Annotated in this window: 17 protein-coding genes and 1 other RNA gene; 7 read left to right on the plus strand and 11 right to left on the minus strand. The window is 64.8% G+C overall.

Features of this window, described 5'->3' with window-relative positions; genetic code table 11:
• Window positions 1-126 precede the first annotated feature (126 nt).
• From QB898_RS06695 to QB898_RS06725, 7 genes are all read right to left on the minus strand, one after another.
• A complete protein-coding gene (locus tag QB898_RS06695; RefSeq protein ID WP_050715252.1) occupies window positions 127-783 on the minus strand; it encodes a response regulator transcription factor in 657 nt (218 codons plus the stop codon).
• A 156-nt stretch (window positions 784-939) separates the two neighbouring features.
• Window positions 940-2,499: a YifB family Mg chelatase-like AAA ATPase gene (locus QB898_RS06700; protein ID WP_279524314.1), complete on the minus strand. Its 1,560-nt coding sequence runs from the start codon at window positions 2,497-2,499 to the stop codon at window positions 940-942.
• Window positions 2,500-2,669: 170 nt separating this feature from the next.
• Complete coding sequence (locus QB898_RS06705) at window positions 2,670-2,993, minus strand: DMT family transporter (RefSeq protein WP_279524315.1); 324 nt, start codon at window positions 2,991-2,993, stop codon at window positions 2,670-2,672.
• Window positions 2,994-3,228: 235 nt separating this feature from the next.
• On the minus strand, window positions 3,229-4,020 hold the full coding sequence (locus QB898_RS06710) for an amino acid ABC transporter substrate-binding protein (RefSeq protein ID WP_279524316.1): 792 nt from the start codon (window positions 4,018-4,020) through the stop codon (window positions 3,229-3,231).
• A 361-nt stretch (window positions 4,021-4,381) separates the two neighbouring features.
• Complete coding sequence (locus tag QB898_RS06715; RefSeq protein ID WP_279524317.1) at window positions 4,382-4,729, minus strand: GNAT family N-acetyltransferase; 348 nt, start codon at window positions 4,727-4,729, stop codon at window positions 4,382-4,384.
• Window positions 4,730-5,096: 367 nt separating this feature from the next.
• The gene (locus QB898_RS06720) at window positions 5,097-6,014 is read right to left on the minus strand and encodes an amino acid ABC transporter substrate-binding protein (protein ID WP_279524318.1); all 918 of its coding nucleotides are present in this window, start codon (window positions 6,012-6,014) and stop codon (window positions 5,097-5,099) included.
• Window positions 6,015-6,168: 154 nt separating this feature from the next.
• Window positions 6,169-7,086, minus strand: a complete 918-nt coding sequence (locus tag QB898_RS06725; RefSeq protein ID WP_279524319.1) for an amino acid ABC transporter substrate-binding protein — start codon at window positions 7,084-7,086, stop codon at window positions 6,169-6,171.
• 146 nt (window positions 7,087-7,232) lie between these two features.
• Here QB898_RS06725 and mnmG point away from each other — a divergent pair, with 146 nt between their 5' ends.
• From mnmG to QB898_RS06755, 6 genes are all read left to right on the plus strand, one after another.
• A complete protein-coding gene (gene mnmG / locus QB898_RS06730) occupies window positions 7,233-9,149 on the plus strand; it encodes a tRNA uridine-5-carboxymethylaminomethyl(34) synthesis enzyme MnmG (RefSeq protein ID WP_279524320.1) in 1,917 nt (638 codons plus the stop codon).
• Entirely contained in the window at window positions 9,146-9,784 is a 639-nt protein-coding gene (gene rsmG / locus QB898_RS06735; protein ID WP_279524321.1) for a 16S rRNA (guanine(527)-N(7))-methyltransferase RsmG, read from the plus strand. The genes mnmG and rsmG overlap by 4 nt, the downstream gene beginning before the upstream one ends.
• 94 nt (window positions 9,785-9,878) lie before the next feature.
• On the plus strand, window positions 9,879-10,664 hold the full coding sequence (locus QB898_RS06740; protein WP_279524322.1) for a ParA family protein: 786 nt from the start codon (window positions 9,879-9,881) through the stop codon (window positions 10,662-10,664).
• Window positions 10,665-10,769: 105 nt separating this feature from the next.
• Window positions 10,770-11,093, plus strand: coding sequence for a hypothetical protein (locus QB898_RS06745; RefSeq protein ID WP_050715242.1), 324 nt, complete (start codon window positions 10,770-10,772; stop codon window positions 11,091-11,093).
• A 16-nt stretch (window positions 11,094-11,109) separates the two neighbouring features.
• The gene (locus tag QB898_RS06750) at window positions 11,110-11,442 is read left to right on the plus strand and encodes a type II toxin-antitoxin system RelE/ParE family toxin (RefSeq protein ID WP_050715241.1); all 333 of its coding nucleotides are present in this window, start codon (window positions 11,110-11,112) and stop codon (window positions 11,440-11,442) included.
• A gap of 46 nt (window positions 11,443-11,488) precedes the next feature.
• Window positions 11,489-12,442, plus strand: coding sequence for a ParB/RepB/Spo0J family partition protein (locus QB898_RS06755; protein ID WP_279524323.1), 954 nt, complete (start codon window positions 11,489-11,491; stop codon window positions 12,440-12,442).
• Window positions 12,443-12,679: 237 nt separating this feature from the next.
• On the opposite strand, the gene cysK is transcribed toward QB898_RS06755, so the two are convergent.
• Entirely contained in the window at window positions 12,680-13,612 is a 933-nt protein-coding gene (cysK, locus tag QB898_RS06760) for a cysteine synthase A (protein ID WP_279524325.1), read from the minus strand.
• A 443-nt stretch (window positions 13,613-14,055) separates the two neighbouring features.
• Window positions 14,056-16,404: a heavy metal translocating P-type ATPase gene (locus tag QB898_RS06765; RefSeq protein WP_279524326.1), complete on the minus strand. Its 2,349-nt coding sequence runs from the start codon at window positions 16,402-16,404 to the stop codon at window positions 14,056-14,058.
• A 243-nt stretch (window positions 16,405-16,647) separates the two neighbouring features.
• On the opposite strand from QB898_RS06765, the gene cadR reads away from it, so the two are divergent.
• Window positions 16,648-17,091, plus strand: a complete 444-nt coding sequence (gene cadR, locus QB898_RS06770) for a Cd(II)/Pb(II)-responsive transcriptional regulator (protein ID WP_050715238.1) — start codon at window positions 16,648-16,650, stop codon at window positions 17,089-17,091.
• Window positions 17,092-17,134: 43 nt separating this feature from the next.
• On the opposite strand, the gene rnpB is transcribed toward cadR, so the two are convergent.
• Together rnpB and QB898_RS06780 are read right to left on the minus strand one after the other, a co-directional pair.
• Window positions 17,135-17,454: RNase P RNA component class A (gene rnpB / locus QB898_RS06775), an RNA gene on the minus strand.
• Window positions 17,455-17,634: 180 nt separating this feature from the next.
• Window positions 17,635-19,068 carry a sensor histidine kinase gene (locus QB898_RS06780; RefSeq protein WP_279524328.1) on the minus strand — a complete coding sequence of 478 codons (1,434 nt, stop codon included), beginning with the start codon at window positions 19,066-19,068 and terminating at the stop codon, window positions 17,635-17,637.
• Window positions 19,069-19,109 lie beyond the last annotated feature (41 nt).

Here is a 19,109-nt window from a genome sequence, read left to right on the forward strand (position 1 = left end):
GGTCTGCTTCAGAAATAAGGGCAGCCAATCCTCGCGGCCCCGGAACCTGTTCAAAGAAAAGCGGGCCGGGCGGCCCGCTTGCGCGTTTGTCTGCTCAGGCTCAACCTGCTCTGCGGCCTGTGGCGCTCACAAGGCTTGCAACAAGTTGGCCAGGTCGACGGCGGATTTGACGCGCATCTTGTCAAACACGCGGGCGCGATGCACTTCCACCGTGCGCACGCTGATGCCCAGCTCGTCTGCCGTGGCCTTGTTGGCCAGGCCCCGGGCAATGCAGTACATCACTTCCTGCTCGCGGTCGGTCAGCTCGTTGATGCGGGCGACAACGTCATGGCGGTCATGCAGCACTTCCATGCGCTCGGCGGAGACTTGCAGGGCCTGTTCGATGCGGTCCACCAGCGCGTTGTCGGAGAAGGGTTTTTCGCAGAAGTCGAAAGCGCCGCGCTTGATGGAGGCCACGGCCATGGGCACGTCGGCATGGCCCGTGAGGAAGATGACGGGCCACACCCAGGCGATGCCGCGCGCCAGCAGTTTTTCAAACAGCTCCAGGCCGCTCATGCCGCCTTCCAGGCGCACGTCCAGCACGATGCAGGCCGGGTGCGGCGGCACGGGGGGCGGCTCATCGCCGTCAAGCTCCGGGGCCGGGCCGAGCATGGCCTCAAAGGCTTCGGCGCTGGAAAAGGCCTCAGGCACCAGGCGGCGCGAGCGCAGCAGCCAGGCAAGGGCTTCGCGCACGCTGGCATCGTCGTCGATCAGGAAAACAAGGGCGTCTTTGGAGTTGGACATTTCAATACTTCTAAAAAATCCTGCGGCGAATCAGCCGCGAAAAAACATCAAACAACGATGCGGAGCTATCTAGCATGACACGCTTTTCGGGTTTTTCATAGCATTTTTCGTGCCATATTCATGTAATAGGCGCGCTTGTCTCTTTCTTTGCATTCATTAATGGCGCGCGGCGGCCGCGCCCAGTGCGCGCCGGTATTGCACGGCTTCGGCCACGTGGGCGGCGGCCACGGTTGCGCTGCCGGCCAGGTCGGCAATGGTGCGGGCCACTTTCAAGGCGCGGTGCGTGGCGCGGGCGCTCCAGCCCAGACGCTCGGCGGCGGTTTGGGCAAAGCGGGCGGCTTCGGGCTGCAAATGCAGATATTCATCCAGCGCCTGCCCGGCCAGATATTGATTGGGCATGCCTTGCCGCGCCAGCGCGCGCTGGCAGGCGGCGGCGCAGCGCGCGCGTATGGCGGCGCTGCTTTCGCCAGGCGGGGCGGCCAGCAGCTCGGCGGCGGGCAGGGCGGGCACTTCCACGTGCAGGTCGATGCGGTCCAGCAGCGGGCCGGAGAGCTTGCCCTGGTAGCGGGCGATTTGGTCTGGCGTGCAGCGGCAGGCATGGCGCGCATCGCCCAGGTGGCCGCAAGGGCAGGGGTTCATGGCGGCAATGAGCTGAAAGCGCGCCGGAAATTCGGCCCGCTGCGCGGCGCGCGAGATGGTGATGTGGCCCGATTCCAGCGGTTCGCGCAAGGCTTCCAGCGCGGCGCGGGGGAATTCGGGCAGCTCGTCCAGAAACAGCACGCCGTTGTGCGCCAGCGAAATTTCGCCCGGCCTGGGCGGCGAGCCGCCGCCGACCAGCGCCACGGCGCTGGCCGAGTGGTGCGGCGCGCAAGTAGGGCGCAAGCCCCATTGGGCAAGCGAAAAGCGCCCGGCCAGGCTGGCAATGGCGGCGCTTTGCAGCGCGTCTGGCGCGCTCATGGGCGGCAGCAGGCCCGCAAAGCGCTGCGCGAGCATGGATTTGCCCGTGCCCGGCGGCCCGGACATGAGCAGGCTGTGGCCGCCAGCGGCGGCGATTTCCAGCGCGCGCTTGGCGGCGGCCTGGCCTTTCACATCGGCCAAATCGGGGTATTGGGGCGCAGCAGCGGGCGTGGCGCCGGCCAGCTTGGCCCAGCCGCTGGCCGCGTCTGAAGCGGGCGGCGGCGCGCCGTCAGGCAGAAACTGCGCCACCACGTCCAGCAAATGGCGGGCGCGGTACACGTCAATGCCTGGCGCCAGCGCCGCTTCTTCCGCGCTGCCGGGCGGCAGCACGAGGCGAACGCGGGCGGCGTCTTTCGTCTGCGCCGCGTGCAGGGCCGCCGCCGTGGCCAGCGCGCCGCGCACGGGGCGCAGCTCGCCTGAAAGCGACAGCTCGCCCGCAAATTCCCAGCCCGCGAGCTCGCGCCCGTCAATCTGGCCGCTGGCCGCCAGAATGCCCAGCGCAATGGGCAGATCAAAGCGGCCCGAATCCTTGGGCAAATCAGCCGGGGCCAGATTGACGGTGATGCGCTGGTTGTGCGGAAATTGCAGGCCGCTGTTGAGCAAGGCGCTGCGCACGCGCTCGCGCGCTTCTTTCACCTCTACATCGGCCAGGCCCACCAGCGTGAACGCGGGCAGGCCATTGGCCAGGTGCGCTTCCACCGCCACGGCGGGCGCGGCCAGCCCCATCAGGGCGCGGCCCTGCACCAGACTCAATCCCATGCTCGGCTCCCTTCCATTTTTCGCTGGCCTGTTTGACTATGAAAATAATAGCTGCCCGGGCTTGTTTCACGGGCGCAAGCGGCTCAAAAGGCCCCCGGAAACTCAACATTGAAAGGTGCGGGACACCTGTGCTGAACGCATGGGAGTGGCCATTTCACGAGCGGGCGTTTTCAGCGTCCGCTTGAGAGTTTCATCACGACCACGCCGCTGATGATCAGCGCCGCGCCGAGCCAGCGGCCAAGGGTGGCTGCGTCGTTGAAAAAGAGAACGCCCACGAGAAATGCGCCTGCCGCGCCAATGCCCGTCCACACCGCATAGGCGGTGCCCATCGGAATTTCCTTCTGGGCGAGAAAAAGCAGGAAACCGCTGCCTGCCATGAAGAGAACGGCGGCGGCGATGCCCGCGAGGCGGCAGCCGTCTTGCTGCGCGTATTTGAGGCCCAGCGGCCAGCCGATTTCCAGCAGCCCGGCGGTGATGAGAAAAAGCCAGCTCATGTCGTGGTTTCTGTAATGAAAAGAGGGCGCGCTGCATCTGCCCGATAAGGATTCACAAGGGTTCGCCAGGCGGCGCACGCCGCCATGATGCATTAAAAAAAGGAGCAGATTTAAGCGGTGGAAATACCGTCTTGCGCAGATTCCGCTAGGACTCCTTGCTCTGATTCAAGGAGCAAAAGAATGCGCGCATCCGCCCTTCACATTCGGCCCAGCGCAGCCAGCCGCGAGCGGGCGCTCACAGCATGACCCAGTCCGCCACATAGGCGCTGGGTCGCTGGAAGTTGTCGTTGAGCAGCCTGCCGGGGGCCAAGTCCAGGCTGTAGCCCAGTTCGGGCAGCGGGCTGCGAAACCAGCGCTGGTACATCTCCTGCATGGCGCCGCTGCGGTACAGGCGCTTCATTTCGCCATCCACCAGGCTGCCCAGCTCCCGGTCGGTCTTGCTGAATGCCAGGGTCAGCGGCTCAATGGACAAGGCAGGCCCCACCAATTCCAGATGCCGGGACGACTGGCGCGCGCGCACCAGCAGCTGAACGTCGTCTGTCAGGATGCCGTCGATCCTGCCTTGCTCCAGCGCGGTCACGCCGTCATTGGTGCTGTCAAACAGCTGCGTTTTCCAGACGTCGGTGTGCTGGCGCTGGTGTTTTTGCATCACCAGCTCGCCCGTGGTGCCTTTGACCAGCCCCAGCGTCTTGTTCTTCATATCCTGCAAAGAGAGGATGCCCTCGCCTTCGCGCACCAGCAGGCGCGCGCCCGCATAGAAGTAGGTCAGCCCCAAGGCCACCAGCTCGCGCCGGGCGGGCGTGTTGGTGGTCACGCCGCATTCAAGGTCAATACGCTTGTCAAGAATGGAGCGCACGCGATCCGCCGAAGTCACGGGAACGTAGCGCACTTCCAGGCGAGGCAGCTTCAAATGCTCCTGCACGGCGGCAGCCAGGCGCTGGCAGATTTCAATGGCGTAGCCCACCACTTGTCCGCTTTTGGTTTTCCATGAGAACGGTATGGCGTTTTCGCGGTAACCCAGGGTCATGCGCCCCGTGTTTCTGATGGCATCCAGGGTTTCACCCCCCCATGCGCTGCCTGCGCCCAGCAAAGCCAAGGAAAACACGCAGACAGCGCGGCGGACAGAGTTGTTCAACAGCATTTCATCAATCTCATTCGCAGCCTTGTCGCAGGAATGCGACGAACCCAGCGCAACAAAGCGTGGAATATTACCGGAATATGGCTTTCCGCGCTTTTTTACCGCCACGGCGCTTGCGCAAAGAGGGTGTTTCTGGCTGGCTGCTGGCTGATTGAGACCGCCTCAAGCTGAAATATGTGAATATTGCTTATCGACAGGATATTGACGATAAATCACGATATGCCTGAATCAAAATTGAACGGATTAACTCTCACGCCTTGACCCAAGCGCTCATGTGCTGTGAAAAACCGATGTGCGGATAGTAACCAGCGGCGTCCGGCGCGGCCAGCAAAATGATTTTGCACGCGGGATGCAGCGCCGATTTCACCTTGTCAATCAAGGCGATGCCGATACCTTGTTTCTGGTGCGATTCACGCACGGCCAGATCAGACAGATAGCAGCAGTAGGCGAAATCCGTCACGCAACGGGCCACGCCGATCAGCGAGGCCGCATCCCAGGCCGTCACCACCAGGTTGGCATGCGCAAGCATGGCGGCGATGCGAGCGGAATCATCCAGGGGCCGCCGCGCGCCCAGGCTGGTATTTTTCAGCAATTCCACGAATTGGCTGCCGCTGATGGGTTCATTGATTTTGAAAGTAATCATGCCGTGCTCAGTGAATATATCCAGGCCACGCATGGCAGCCTTTGCCGCAATTTGAGAAATGGATTTTGAAACGCACCAAAAACAATCCGGCGGATTTTCCGCCAGACTGGCGCTTGGCCTTGAGATGAAGCGAAAGACGCCGACGCGCAGCAGGCCGGCTTGCGGCGGCCTTGAAAAATCGCTGGAACACGCAGGGAGCAGGCAGAGTTATTTAGCTCCTTTATTCATAGCGTGATGTCCTAGTAGGAGCTGCGCGAAGGGCATTTTGAACCCCTTGAATTCGCTCCTGTTTCTGATGCCTGCAGGCGGGCTGAGCAGGCTCCTACATCACCGTCCAGTCGGTCACATAAGCCGTGGGGCGGCGCAGGTTGTCTTGCAGCAGGGCGCCCATTTTCAGGTTCAGGTTGTAGCCCAGGCCGGGCAGGGGAGAGAGAAACCAGCGCTTGTAGATGGCGTCCATTTCTCCGTCGCGGTAGAGCTGCTGCATGATTTGCAGCACCACCCGTTCCAGCTCCGGATCGCTCTTGCTGAACATGGGGGCCAGCGGCTCAATGGAGTAACGCTGCGCCGGAACGGAAAATTTGCCGCCGGATTGCGCGGCGATGGTGAGCAAAGTGACATCGTCGTCGAGCAGGGCGTCGATCTCGCCTCGCTCCAGCGCGGTTGTGGCTTCGCGCATGGATTTGAAGGTTTTGAGCGTCCAGCCGCCGCTGCGGTTTTTGTGGATGTCAATGATTTGGTTGCCGGTGGCTCCTTCGAGCACGCCCAGATTCTTGCCCCCGAGGCCGCTCAGGCCCGTGATGCCGCTGCCTTCACGAACCATCAGCGCCGAGCCGGCATAGAAATAGGCCAGGCCAAAAGCCACTTGTTCGCGCCGCGCCTTGTTGTTGGTGGTGCCGGCGCATTCCATGTCGATTTCGCCATTGACGACGGCGGGAATGCGCGTGGATTCAAGCACGGGCACAGCCTGCACTTGCAGCTTGGGCAGTTTCAGATGGGCGGCAATGCCTGCGGCAATGCGCTGGCAAATGTCAGGCGCGTAGCCTGTTGCAGCGCCGGGGCTGGTTTCCCATGAAAAGGGCACGCCGTTCGGGCGGTAGCCCATCTTGAACACGCCGGTGGCCTGGATGCGGTTCAGCACCGGCCCCGCATGCGCAGGCGACGCCAGGGCCGCGCAAGCAGCCAAGCCCGCCAGCAGGCGCAGGGCCAGGCGGGAGAAAGAAGCAGAAGCGATTGTCATGATTTGCAAGGGTTTTCACCGAGGGAATGTAATTATGGATTGCATTCTGCTTGCGCGGGTGAAAGCGCTTGCAGCAAAGTTCGTTTCAGTATTTCCTGTGCAGATACACAGAGAGGCTGTCTGCTGATTCTCTTTGGGGGAGAAGGAGGCGTGCTTACATCACCGTCCAGTCCGCCACATAGCTTGTGGGGCGGCGCAGGTTGTCTTGCAGCAAGGCGCTCATTTTCAGGTTCAGGTTGTAGCCCAGACCAGGCAGGGGGGAGAGAAACCAGCGCTTGTAGATGACGTCCATTTCTCCATCGCGATAGAGCTGCTGCATGGCTTGCAGCACCACTTTTTCCAGCTCGGGATCAGACTTGCTGAACATGGGCGCCAGCGGTTCGATGGAGTAGCGCTGCGCCAGCACGGAAAGCTTGCCGCCGGATTGCGCCGCTGCGGTGAGCAGGGTGACGTCGTCGTACATCAGCGCGTCAATCTCGCCGCGCCCCAGCGCCGCCGTAGCCTCGTTCATGGATTTGAAGGTTTTGAGCGTCCAGCCGCCATTGTCGTTTTTGAGTTCGGCAATCTGGCTGCTGGTGGAGCCTTCGATCGTGCCCAGCTTTTTGCCTCTGCAATTGCCAAGACCCGTGATGCCGCCGCCTTCACGAACCATCAGCGCCGAGCCGGCATAGAAATAAGGCAAGCCGAAAGCCACTTGTTCGCGCCGCGCCTTGCTATTGGTGGTGCCAGCGCATTCAATGTCGATTTCTCCATTGATGACGGCTGAAATGCGGGTGGATTCAAGCACGGGCACAGCCTGCACTTGTAGCTTGGGCAGTTTCAGATGGTTGGCGATGTTGGCGGCGATGCGCTGGCAAATATCCGGCGCATATCCGGTCGCTGCGCTTGGCCCTGTTTCCCACGAGAAAGGCGCGCCGTCGGCCCGGTATCCCATTTTCAATACGCCCGTGGACTGAATGCGATCCAGCACGGAGCCGGCCTGCGCCGCGAACGGCGCGGCGCAGACAAACAAAGAGGTCGCGCAGACAGCCAGCAGGCGGCGCGCGAAAGAAAGAGTCGTTGCGTGTTTCATGCGGCATGAGCGGGTTGAAGTAAAAACATTTTAAATGACGAATTGTTTCAGATATATTCATGAAAGCGTGGCGCAAATGCCCCAATCGGCTCTGCTTCATATAATTTCAGCCCAGGCCCGCATTCATTGCCGGGCTTTTTTTGTTTATGAAATCAAGCACTGTTTTTCCCCGCCGATTTGACGTGATTGTGGTGGGCGGCGGCCACGCTGGCGCTGAAGCGGCCCTGGCGGCGGCCCGCATGGGCTGCGCCACGCTGCTGCTGACGCACAGCATTGAAACCCTGGGGCAAATGAGCTGCAACCCCAGCATTGGCGGCATTGGCAAGGGCCATCTGGTGCGAGAGGTGGATGCGCTGGGCGGCGCGATGGCGCTGGCGGCGGATGAAGCGGGCATTCAGTTCCGCACGCTCAACGGCAGCAAAGGGCCTGCCGTGCGCGCCACGCGCGCGCAAGCCGATCGCGTGCTGTACCGCGCGGCCATGCGCGGGCGGCTGGAAAACCAGCCCAATCTCTGGCTGTTCCAGCAGGCCGTGGATGATGTGCAAGTGCAAGGCGGGCGCGCCGTGGGCGTGGTCACGCAAATGGGCCTGGCCTTCGAGGCGCGGGCGGTGGTACTGACGGCAGGCACATTTTTGAATGGGCGCATCCACATCGGGCTGGACAACTACGCGGGCGGCCGCGCGGGCGATGCGCCTTCCATTTCGCTGGCGGCGCGGCTGAGGGAGCTCCAGCTGCCGCAAGGGCGGCTGAAAACAGGCACGCCGCCGCGCCTGGACGGACGCACGATTGATTTTTCCGCCTGCACGGAGCAGCCCGGCGACGCAGACCCCGTGCCTGTTTTCAGCTTCATGGGCCACGCCAGCATGCACCCTCGGCAAGTGCCATGCTGGATAACCAACACCAACGAGCGCACGCACGACATCATTCGCAGCGGCTTTGACCGCAGCCCCATGTTCACGGGGCAGATCGAGGGCGTGGGGCCGCGCTACTGCCCCAGCGTGGAAGACAAGATCAACCGCTTCGCGGGCAAAGACAGCCACCAGATTTTTCTGGAGCCGGAGGGCTTGAGCACGAACGAGTTTTACCCCAATGGCATTTCCACCAGCCTGCCTTTCGATATCCAATACGCGCTGGTGCGCAGCATTCGCGGGCTGGAAAACGCGCACATTCTGCGGCCCGGCTACGCCATCGAATATGACTATTTCGATCCGCGCGCGCTGAAAAGCAGCTTTGAAACAAAGCAGATCGAAGGCCTGTTTTTTGCTGGCCAGATCAACGGCACCACAGGCTACGAGGAGGCGGCGGCGCAAGGGCTGTTTGCGGGCCTGAACGCCGCCTTGCAAGTCAAGGGCGAGCCGCCGTGGCTGCCGCGCCGCGACGAAGCCTATCTGGGCGTGCTGGTGGACGACCTGATCACCAAGGGCGTAACCGAGCCATACCGCATGTTCACCAGCCGTGCCGAATACCGCCTGCAATTGCGCGAAGACAACGCCGACATGCGGCTGACGGAAACGGGCCGCCGTCTGGGCCTGGTGGATGACGCGCGCTGGGATGCGTTCTGCCGCAAGCGCGATGCTGTTTCACGTGAAACACAGCGGCTGAAATCCACTTGGGTGAATCCGCGCACGCTGCCTGCCAGCGAGGCGGCGCGCGTGCTGGGCAAGGCCATTGAGCACGAGCATCATCTTTTTGATTTGCTGCGCCGCCCGGGCGTGAGCCATGCCGCTCTGATGACGCTGCCGAACGCGGCCGCAGGGCGTGACGATGCCAACCTGACGCCAGCTGCCATCGAGCAAGTGGAAATCGCCGCCAAATACGCAGGCTACATCGACCGCCAGAAAGATGAAGTAGCCCGCGCGGCGCATTTTGAAAATCTGCGTCTGCCGCCGCAACTGGATTACATGCAGGTGACAGCGCTGTCGATCGAAGCGCGCCAAAAGCTCAACGCGCACAAGCCTGAAACGCTGGGACAGGCCAGCCGCATTTCCGGCATCACGCCCGCCAGCATTTCGCTGCTGCTGATTCATCTGAAAAAAAGCGGTTTCAAAGGACTGGTTTCATGAAAGCGGCCCTGCTGCAAGGCGCGCAAGCGCTGGGGCTGGCGCTGGATGATGGGCAGCTTGAATCCCTGCTGGCCTATCTGGCTTTGCTGGCCAGATGGAACCGCGTTTACAACCTCACGGCGGTTCGCAGCGCGCCAGACATGCTCACGCATCACCTGCTGGACAGTCTGGCCGTGCTGCGCCCCTTGCAGGCGCAAACGCAGGGCAGGGCGCTGAAGCTGCTGGACGCAGGCTCTGGCGGCGGCCTGCCGGGCGTGGCGCTGGCCATTTGCCGCCCTGAACTGGACGTAACATGCGTGGATGCCGTGGCCAAAAAGGCTGCTTTCATTCAGCAAGCAGCGGCCACTCTGAAACTGCCCAATCTGCGCGGCCTGCATGCGCGCGTGGAAAGCTTGGGCGGCCCGTTTGACCTCATCACATCGCGCGCTTTTGCTTCCCTGGCTGATTTCACGGCCTGGACCGCGCAGGCGCTGGCTCCTCATGGCGTCTGGATGGCCATGAAAGGCAAGCTGCCCGATGAAGAAATCGCCGCCTTGCCGCCTGATGTGGAAGTGTTTCACGTGGAACATCTGACCGTTCCGGGGCTGAATGCCGAGCGCTGCATCATCTGGTTGCGCAAAAGGGCAGGGCAGTAGGACTGCTGCGTTTCGGATGAGCATGGGTTTGCCTGAAAATAGGCGGCCCCAAAAGCACCGCCAGCGTCTTCATTCTTCTCGCGCCGTTTTCATCATGTCCCGCATCTTCTGTATTGCCAACCAAAAAGGCGGCGTTGGCAAAACCACCACGACCGTCAATCTCGCCGCAGGGCTGGCCCGCATCGGGCAGCGCGTGCTGCTGGTGGATATGGATCCACAAGGCAATGCCACGATGGGATCGGGCGTGGACAAGCACAGCCTGCCGCATAGCGTGTATGACGTGCTCATCGGCAGCGTCACCGTGGCCGAAGCGATGCGCCGCCCGGCCGATCTGGCCGAGGCGGGCTGCGGCTATGCCGTGCTGGGCGCCAATCGCGAGCTGGCGGGCGCTGAGGTGGAGCTGGTTCAGCTTGAACAGCGTGAAAAGCGCCTGAAAAACGCCCTGGCGGCGGTGCGCGGGGATTACGACTTCATCCTCATCGACTGCCCGCCCGCCTTGAGTCTGCTCACGCTCAACGGCCTGTGCGCAGCCCAGGGCGTGATCGTGCCCATGCAGTGCGAATATTTCGCGCTGGAGGGGCTGGCCGATCTCACCAACACCATCAAGCTCGTACACGCCAATCTCAATCGCGATTTGCGCCTGATCGGCTTGCTGCGGGTCATGTTCGATCCGCGCATCACCTTGCAGCAGCAAGTGAGCGACCAGCTCAAGCGCCACTATGGCGACCGGGTGTTTGACACCGTCATTCCCCGCAATGTGCGCCTGGCCGAAGCGCCCAGCTACGGTCTGCCGGGCGTCGTTTTCGATTCCCACGCCAAAGGCAGCCAGGCCTTCATCGCCTTCGCCCATGAGATGGTTCAGCGCGGCCTTCAGGCTTGAGCATTCAAACCGCCGCAAGTCCCCGTGAAATCAGCGCAGGCAGCTATTATTTTTGTAGTTATTTCATGAGCGCCATGCCTGAATCCCGGTGAATAGACTCACGCCATGCCCAAAACCGCCCCCAACGCCAGCGCCACGGCTTGCACACTGAAGCTGCCCGCTGCGCTGCATCAGCAAATTGAAGCGGCCGCACAGGCCGCAGGCCAGGAAACCGCCGAGTGGATGCTGGCCGCCCTGCAAGCGGCTGCCGAGCGGCACCAGCTCGGCCACCAATTCATGCACGACGCGCAAGCCGCGCAACGCCACCTGAGCGAAAGCGGCCAAGGCCACCCTTGGGAAGAAGTGCGCTCGTACTTCGCCCGGCTGGCGCAGCACCGCGCCGGCCATGCCAGCCTGCCGCCCGCGCCCGTGGCCCGCCCCATTGACTGAACCTGCGCCGCAAGCCATGCCTTTTTCTGCCGCCCTCACAGCCGCCGTCAGGCTCATCCTCGCGCCCCACGCCTTGCAAGACCTCATGCGCATCGAGCAAACCCTGTGGTGCGAGCGCGGCCCGCAGGCCGCCCCCGTCTTCACCTTTTTGCTGGATGGCCTTCAATCGCTGTCTGCCCAGCCCGGCGTGGGCCGCCCGGTGGGCGACGGCCTGCGCGAGCTGGCCATTCGGCGGGGCCGCGACCACTATCTGGCCCGCTACCACTACGACGCCCCCCGCCAGCGCGTGCTCGTGCTGTGCTTGCGCGGCAAGGCCGAACTCATTTGCCACTGCGGCGAAGCCCATTGACCCTTGCCGCTGGTTCAACACCCGATTCAAGCTTTTCCAACTCATCATGGCAACCAAAAAAACCAAAGGACTGGGCCGTGGCCTGGACGCCCTGCTCATTCCCGAACCCGCCGCCGCCGATCCCGCTGGCGTGCCCATGCTCTTGCCGCTGGAAGAAATCAGCCCCGGCCAGTACCAGCCGCGCACCCGCATGGACGAAGGCGCGCTGTACGAGCTGGCCGAAAGCATCCGCGCGCAAGGCATCATGCAGCCCATCCTCGTGCGCCAACTGACGCAGCCCAGGGCCGTGACGCTGCCAGCGGCAGACGGCGCAGGCGAAGAAACCGCAACAGCGCACTACGAAATCATCGCGGGCGAGCGGCGCTACCGCGCAGCCCGTCTGGCCGGGCTGACGCAAGTGCCCGTGCTCGTGCGCGAAGTGGCCGACGAAGCCGCCGCCGCCATGGCCCTCATTGAAAACATCCAGCGCGAAAACCTCAACCCGCTGGAAGAAGCGCAAGGCATCAAGCGCCTGGTGAACGAATTTGGCCTCACGCACGAGCAAGCCGCGCAGGCCGTGGGCAAAAGCCGCAGCGCTGCCAGCAACCTGCTGCGCCTGCTCAACCTGGCCGAGCCAGTGCAAACCATGCTCATGGCTGGCGACATCGACATGGGCCACGCGCGCGCCCTGCTGGCCTTGTCTGGCGCGGCGCAAATCACGGCCGCCAACCAGGTGGTGGCCCGCAAGATGAACGTGCGCGAGGCCGAGCGCCTTGTGCGCCAGCTCTCGCAGCCCCAGCCAGCCAGCGCCGCTCAAGAGGCCGCTCAGGCCGCCCCCGAAAAATCCGGCGACGTGCGCCGCGTGGAAGAAGAACTCTCCGACCTGCTGCTGGCGCAGGTGCAGGTGCGCGTGAAAAAAAACCGCCGCCAGGGCGCGCCCATCTCTGGCGAACTGGCCGTGCAGTTCGCATCGCTGGACGAACTCAATGGCCTGATCGAGCGGCTGCGGCAAAGCGCCTGAGCGTCCGTGAGAACAGGTTCTGATGCGGGCGGGAAATGAGCGCCCAGGGCCCAGGAAAATTTGCTCCTTTTCCAATAGCGTGAGGTCCTAGTGAAAAGAGCGCAAAACCGCTTTTCGGCCCCTTTGAATTTGCTCCTGCTTTTGATGCCCTTCAGCGCCTGCACGGCATGAAAAAACGGCTCCGCCGCGAGGCTGGAGCCGTTTGCTTTTGGCGTTTGCGCCTGGATGGGCGGCGCTTCAGGCGGCGGGCAGGTAGCCGTCCACCGAGAGGTAGCGCTCGCCCGTGTCGTAATTGAAGCCCAGCACGCGGCTGCCAGCGGGCAGTTCGGGCAGCTTTTGCGCAATGGCGGCCAGCGTGGCGCCGGTGCTGATGCCCACCAGAATGCCTTCTTCGCGCGCGCAGCGGCGGCCGTATTCCAGCGCGGCCTCGTTGGGCACGGCAATCACGCCGTCCAGCGCCGCCGTGTCCAGGTTGCGGGGGATGAAGCCCGCGCCTATGCCTTGCAGCGGGTGCGGGCCGGGCGCCTTGCCGCTGATGACGGCGGAAGCGGCCGGCTCCACGGCAAACACTTTTAACTGCGGCCACTGGGCCTTGAGCACGTGCGCCGCCGCCGAAATGTGGCCGCCGGTGCCCACGCCGGTGATCACGGCATCCAGCCCCTCGGGAAAGTCTTGCAGGATTTCCTGCGCCGTGGTGCGCTCGTGCGCGGCGGTGTTGGTCAGGTTGTCAAACTGTTGCGGAATCCAGGCGCTGGCGCCGGAGGCGGTGATTTGCGCGGCCAGCTCTTCGGCGCGGGCGATGGCGCCTTTCATGCCTTTTTCCCGGGGCGTGAGATCGAATTTCGCGCCATAGGCCAGCATCAGGCGGCGGCGCTCCACGCTCATGCTCTCGGGCATGACCAGAATGATTTTGTAGCCCTTGACGGCGGCCACCATCGCCAGCCCCACGCCGGTGTTGCCGCTGGTAGGTTCGATGATGGTGCCGCCGGGCTTGAGGGCGCCGCTTTTCTCGGCTTCTTCCACCATGGCCAGCGCAATGCGGTCTTTGATGGAGCCGCCGGGGTTGGCGCGCTCCAGCTTGAGCCACACCTGCGCGGGCGGGGCGAAAAGGCGGTTGATGCGCACGTGCGGCGTGCGGCCTATGGTTTGCAGGATGTTGTCGGCTTTCATGGTGCGGGCGCTCCTTGTGCGGGTGGTGAAAGCGCGCATTCTGAACGGGCGCTGATGCCGCTGCGTGATATGGGTATGCCTGCGCTGGATAAGAGCCGGCCCCGGACGCGGCTGGCCCCAGACGGGAATGGCTGGCAGCACGGACGCGCGGCGCGCCAAGAGCCTGTTCAGAGCCTGACCGTGAGGGATGCCCGGGCGGGCCGCCACAAGGCGCAGACGGGCCTTCGCCACTTGCCGCTTCTTTGGCCGCCTTGCTTCACCTTTTCTCCCCTTTTCCCGCCCGGCAAAGTCCGGCCCCGCGCCCCAGGCGGCTGAACCGGGCAGCCGCATCCGCCTGATGCTATCAAAAAAAGGAGCAAATTTAAGAGGTAAAAATGGGCGCCAGCGCAATTTCCACTAGGACATCACGCTATTGATTCAAGAGCGAAACCGGCTTGCCTGCGTCAGTCTTCACGCCAGCGCAGCAGGCGCAGCCCCAGGGTGACGACGAGCAGGCTGGCACCGACATCGGCAAACACGGCCATCCACATGCTGGCGTGGCCCGTGACGGCCAGGGCCAAAAAGGCCAGCTTGATGCCCAGCGCCACGGCGATGTTGGCCCACAGCACGCGGTGGGTGTGGCGCGAAAGGCGGATGAGCGTGGCCACGCGGTTCAGGCCGCCGCTCATCAGCGCCACGTCGGCCGCTTCCAGCGCCACATCCGTACCGGCGCCGCCGACGGCAATGCCAATGTCGGCGGCGGCCAGCGCGGGGGCGTCGTTGATGCCGTCGCCCACCATCGCCACGCGGCCTTGCGCTTGCAGGGCGCGCAGCTGCGCCAGCTTGCCGTCGGGCAGCAGTTCGGCGTGCGCCTGGCTGATGCCTGCGGCTTGCGCCACGGCGCCGACGGCTTGCGCGTGGTCGCCAGAGAGCATGACGGTTTGCACGCCCAGCTGGTGCAGCGCCTGCACGGCGGCGGCGGCCTCGGGCTTGATGGCGTCGGCCACGGCATACAGCGCCAGCGGGGTGAGGGTTTCGCCGCTTTCGCTTCCGATTCCGCTGCCTTCGCCTTCAGCGCGCGCCAGCAGGCTGACGCTGCGGCCCGCTGCCTGGTGCGCTTGCAACGCGGCTTGCCATTCAGGGGCGGATTCAGAAGCGCGGGCCAGGCCCGCCGCGCGCGGGCTGATCAGGCACAGGCGCTGGCCTTGCACGGTGGCGCGCACGCCCAGGCCGGGCACGTCTTGCGCGTCAGGCAAGTCCACGCTGGCGGCAAAGCCTTGCGCGGCCAGGCCGCTGGCGATGGCGCGGGCCACGGGGTGGTCGCTGTGCGCGGCCAATGCGTGCGCCCGGGCGTGCAAGGCGGCTTCATCCGCTTTGTCTGACAGCGGCTGGCATGCGGCCAGCGCGGGCTGGCCCTGGGTGAGCGTGCCGGTTTTGTCAAAGGCCACGGTGCGCAGCTGGCGCGCCTGCTCCAGATACACGCCGCCCTTGATGAGCACGCCCAGCTGCGCGGCCCGCGCCAGCGCGCTGACCACGGTGGCGGGCGTGGCAATCACCAGCGCGCAAGGGCAGGCAATGACCAGCAGCACCAGCGCCTTGTAAATGGACTCGTGCCAGGGCCAGCCCGCCGCCAGCGGCCCCAGCAGCGCCACGGCCAGCGCCAGCGTGAACACCGCCGGCGTGTAAATGGCGGCAAAGCGGTCGATGAAGGCCTGCATGGGCGCGCGCTCGCTTTGCGCCTGCTCCACGGCGTGGATGATGCGGGCCAGCTGCGTGTCTTGCGCCGCCGCTGTCACGCGCACCAGCAGCGTGCCGCTCAAATTCAGCGTGCCGGCGTACACCGTGTCGCCCTCGCACTTGTCCACCGGCAGGCTTTCGCCCGTGACGGGGGCCTGATTGACGGCGCTTTGGCCCTGAATCACCGTGCCGTCCAGCGCCAGGCGCGCGCCCGGCTTGGCGCGGATCACGCTGCCGGGGGCCACTTGTGCGGCGGGCAGCTTGCGCCAGGTTTCGCCGCTTTCGCCGCCTTGGCCGCTTTTGCCGCCTTCCACGCGCACTTCCGCCTGCGCGGGGGCCATGTCCAGCAGGCGGGCGATGGCGCCGCGCGCGCGGTCCACGGCGCGCGCTTCCAGATGCTCGGCCAGGGCGTAAAGCGCCATCACCATTGCCGCCTCGGGCCACTGGCCAATGGCGAAAGCGCCCGTAACGGCCACGGCCATCAGCGCGCTGATGGAAAGCCGCGCGCGCCTGAGCGCCGCCAGCCCCTTGGCATACGTGCAAAGGCCCGCCAGCAGCACCGCCAGCGCCGCCAGCGCCATGCCCGCTGCGGCCCAGGCTTCAGGCGCGAAGGCGTGCCACAGCTCCGCGCCCAGCGCCAGCGCCAGCGCCGCCAGCGTGCGCCCCAGCGCAGGCGGCAGCAGCAGCGCCTGCCAGGCCGCTTGCAGGCGCGAATGCAGGCCCGAATGCAGGCGCGGGTGCAGGTCTGATCGCGCGTGCGAATGTGAATGCGGGTGCGCGTGGCCGTGCCCGTGTTCATGCCCGCAACAGCCGCCGCAGTGCCCGGCCGCTTGCGGCGCATTTGAAGCATCTGGCGGCTGCGGCGCAAAGCCCGCGTTGCGCAGCGCCGCTTCCACGTGCGCCAGCGCCTCTTGTTCGGCGTGCACCGTCAGCGTGCGCGCGCCCAGCCGGAACGCCAGCCGCCGCACGCCCGCCACACGGGCCAGCGCATGGCGAATTTCGCTTTCTTCAGCGGCGCAATCCATGTTGGGAATGCGCCAGGTCACTTCGGTCAGGGCGGAGCTTGTGGAGTTCATGCCGCCGATTGAAAACCCTGGAGCCGCTCCAGGGTCAAGCGCCCGGGCCGCTGCCTATGATGCGGCCGCCCCTCAGAATCTGTCCAGAGTCTGGCCGTGAGGGGCAAAAGCGCGAAACCGGGATGGGCTGCAAGGCATTTGCAATGCCGCGCAAGCCGCCTTCGGGCCGCGCCCGATTCCACAATTTCCGTCACACCTTCCGCATCACGGACAGACTTTGAACAGGTTCCCAAGAGTTTGGCCATGAAGATCAGCGAGCTTGCCCGCGCCACCGCCACGCCGGTGGACACCATCCGCTACTACGAGCGCCAGGGCCTGCTGCCCGCGCCTGCCCGCAGCGGCAACAACTGGCGCCACTACGGCAGCGCCCACGCCGAGCGGCTGGCCTTCATACGCCAGGGGCGGGGCCTGGGCATGTCGCTGCAAGAAATCAAAACCCTGCTGCGCTGCCTGGACGCGCCTTGCGGCGACTGCGGCGAAGTCAATCGCATGGTGGACGAGCACATCCGCCACATCAGCCAGCGCATCCGCGAGCTGCGCCAGCTGGAGCGCCAGCTCAAGGCGCTGCGCGCGCGCTGCCCCGCCGCGCAAGAGGCGGCCCGCTGCGGCATCTTGCGCGGCATGGCCGAGCAGGCCGCGCAAGACGGCCCGCCGCCCGCGCCTGTGCAAGGCGTGCATGGGCAGTAAGCAGGTTCAGTGAACGCGCCAGCGCGCAATGAAATGAAGAAAAGCGTGAAGTCCGCCGATAAGCCGGATTCTGTGCGGCATGGCGCGCCATGCCGTGACCGCCATCAATCTGGGCCGGGGGTCGCCCGCCCGGCTCGATGCCACCTACCCGCACACTCAGCGGGCCGCCTCACTGTGTGCCTATTTGGTGTTGCTGCGCGCAGAGATTGCCCGTTTCACCCGCACTCAAGCGGCTCGTCTCTGTTGCTCTGATCCTCGCCTCGCGGCGGGGAGCCGTTAGCTCCTGCGCTGCCCTGTGCAGTCCGGACGTTCCTCCAGCGCGGCCTTGCGGCCTGTTGCGCCAGCGGCGGTCTGGCGGGCTTCACGGGCGGCGATTATCGCCGCCCAAGCCCGGGCCTGGGCGGCAAAGGGCAGCGCGCCGGCAATGCAAGAAAACGCTCGAACGAAGGGCATATTTCGCTCCTTGATTCATAGCAATATGTCCTAGTGCATATTGCGCGAAGCGGTGTTTCTTGCCCGTTTATTTGCTCCTGTTTTTTTGTATCAAATCAGGCCTTCGAGCGTCAGCTCCACGCGCAAGCCCTTGAGCGCCTCGCTTTTGCCCAGCTTCAGCTCTCCGCCGTAGGCTTGGGCGATTTGGCTGGCGATGGACAGGCCCAGGCCCGTGCCTTCCACGCTTTCATCAAAGCGCAGGCCGCGCTGGCCGGCCGCTTCGAGCTGGGCGGCACTCATGCCGGGGCCGTCGTCTTCTATGGACAGGCGCAGGGCGCTGCCAGTTCGGCGCACTTGCAGGCGCACTTGGGAGGCAGCCCATTTGCCCGCGTTGTCCAGCAAGTTGCCTGTGGCTTCTTCCAGGTCGGTGCGGTCGCCTCTCCAGCGCCAGGCGGCAGCGGGCGGCGGCGCGTCCATGTGCCAGTCCAGCTCTTGCGCGGCGTGCAGTCTGCGCATGGCTTGCACGATGGGCGTCAGGCACTCAAGCACGGCTGTGCTGGCGTGGGTGGCGCTGGCGTGGGCAGCGTCGCTCATGGTGCGGCTTTGGTAGCGGTCTATCAGCCGCGTCATGGCGGTGATGTGCTGCAAGGCTTCGGCCGAGTCCACCTGGCTTTGGCGGCTGGCGCTGGCCGCCAGCAGGGCCAGGGGTTTTTTCAGGGCGTGGTTCAGGTCGGCCGCGTGGGCGCGGGCGCGGCTGACGACGCGTTCGTTGTGCGCCAGCAGGGCGCCAAGTTCGCGCTGCAGGGGGGCCAGGTCGGAGCCGGCGGGCACGTCCTGGATGCGGGGCATTTGCGGATGGCGCGGGCCGTGGGGCTGGCGTTCGGCCGCTACGGCACGGGTGAGCCGCCGCAGCGGCGCCAGGCCCACGCGCACTTGCGCCAGCAGCATGACGGTGAGAAAAACAATGAGGCTGATGACGCTGACCAGCAGGATGCGGTCTATGCGCTCCAGGTTGTCTTGCAGGGTGCTGGCGGGGGCGAAGACGGTCAGGGTCGCTGGCTCGTTCAGGCCGCTGAGGGTGATGCTGCGGCTTTGTGCCAGCAGCGGCTCGGCGCGCGGGCCGCGTGCCTGCATCAGCCCCAGCGCGGCCGGGCCTGCGGCTTTGTCAAGCAGCTGCGCCTCGGCATCCCATAGCGAACGCGAATGGCCCAGCGTGCTGGCGTCGGATGTGCGCCTGACCTGCCAGTACCAGCCGGAATAGATGGTGCTGAATTCGTCTCCTGCGCCTGATTCGGTGACTTCGTCTTTCACGCCGGGCACGTGCAGCAGGCGCGCGGCTACGCGCTCCTGGCGCTCTTGCAGCGCCTGCGCAAAGCTTTGGTAAAGCGCTCCGTGCATTTGCGTGCGCAGCCAGATGCTGCCGCCCACCAGCGCCAGCGCGGCCGGCGCCAGCGCCAGCACGGCAATGCGGCGCGCCAGTGTCCAGCGCCGCACGGAGGGCGCAGACGGCGGGGCTGTTTCAGAAAGGTCTTCAGGCGCGGACATGGGTGCGGATTATTCAAAACCTGCTCATGGCTCGAAGGCGC

The sequence above is a fragment of the Ottowia cancrivicina genome, from assembly GCF_029813755.1.
In the GTDB taxonomy this organism is placed as follows: domain Bacteria; phylum Pseudomonadota; class Gammaproteobacteria; order Burkholderiales; family Burkholderiaceae_C; genus Ottowia; species Ottowia massiliensis.

Coding starts and splice junctions, on each gene's coding strand:
- QB898_RS06705 (WP_279524315.1), bottom strand. CDS start 2,993: ATGAGCTGGCTTTTTCTCATCACCGCCGGGCTGCTGGAAATCGGCTGG.
- QB898_RS06710 (WP_279524316.1), bottom strand. CDS start 4,020: ATGACCCTGGGTTACCGCGAAAACGCCATACCGTTCTCATGGAAAACC.
- QB898_RS06780 (WP_279524328.1), bottom strand. CDS start 19,068: ATGTCCGCGCCTGAAGACCTTTCTGAAACAGCCCCGCCGTCTGCGCCC.
- QB898_RS06720 (WP_279524318.1), bottom strand. CDS start 6,014: ATGACAATCGCTTCTGCTTCTTTCTCCCGCCTGGCCCTGCGCCTGCTG.
- QB898_RS06745 (WP_050715242.1), top strand. CDS start 10,770: ATGCCCAAAACCGCCCCCAACGCCAGCGCCACGGCTTGCACACTGAAG.
- QB898_RS06755 (WP_279524323.1), top strand. CDS start 11,489: ATGGCAACCAAAAAAACCAAAGGACTGGGCCGTGGCCTGGACGCCCTG.
- QB898_RS06740 (WP_279524322.1), top strand. CDS start 9,879: ATGTCCCGCATCTTCTGTATTGCCAACCAAAAAGGCGGCGTTGGCAAA.
- cysK (WP_279524325.1), bottom strand. CDS start 13,612: ATGAAAGCCGACAACATCCTGCAAACCATAGGCCGCACGCCGCACGTG.
- mnmG (WP_279524320.1), top strand. CDS start 7,233: ATGAAATCAAGCACTGTTTTTCCCCGCCGATTTGACGTGATTGTGGTG.
- QB898_RS06765 (WP_279524326.1), bottom strand. CDS start 16,404: ATGAACTCCACAAGCTCCGCCCTGACCGAAGTGACCTGGCGCATTCCC.
- rsmG (WP_279524321.1), top strand. CDS start 9,146: ATGAAAGCGGCCCTGCTGCAAGGCGCGCAAGCGCTGGGGCTGGCGCTG.
- QB898_RS06700 (WP_279524314.1), bottom strand. CDS start 2,499: ATGGGATTGAGTCTGGTGCAGGGCCGCGCCCTGATGGGGCTGGCCGCG.
- QB898_RS06750 (WP_050715241.1), top strand. CDS start 11,110: ATGCCTTTTTCTGCCGCCCTCACAGCCGCCGTCAGGCTCATCCTCGCG.
- cadR (WP_050715238.1), top strand. CDS start 16,648: ATGAAGATCAGCGAGCTTGCCCGCGCCACCGCCACGCCGGTGGACACC.
- QB898_RS06695 (WP_050715252.1), bottom strand. CDS start 783: ATGTCCAACTCCAAAGACGCCCTTGTTTTCCTGATCGACGACGATGCC.
- QB898_RS06725 (WP_279524319.1), bottom strand. CDS start 7,086: ATGAAACACGCAACGACTCTTTCTTTCGCGCGCCGCCTGCTGGCTGTC.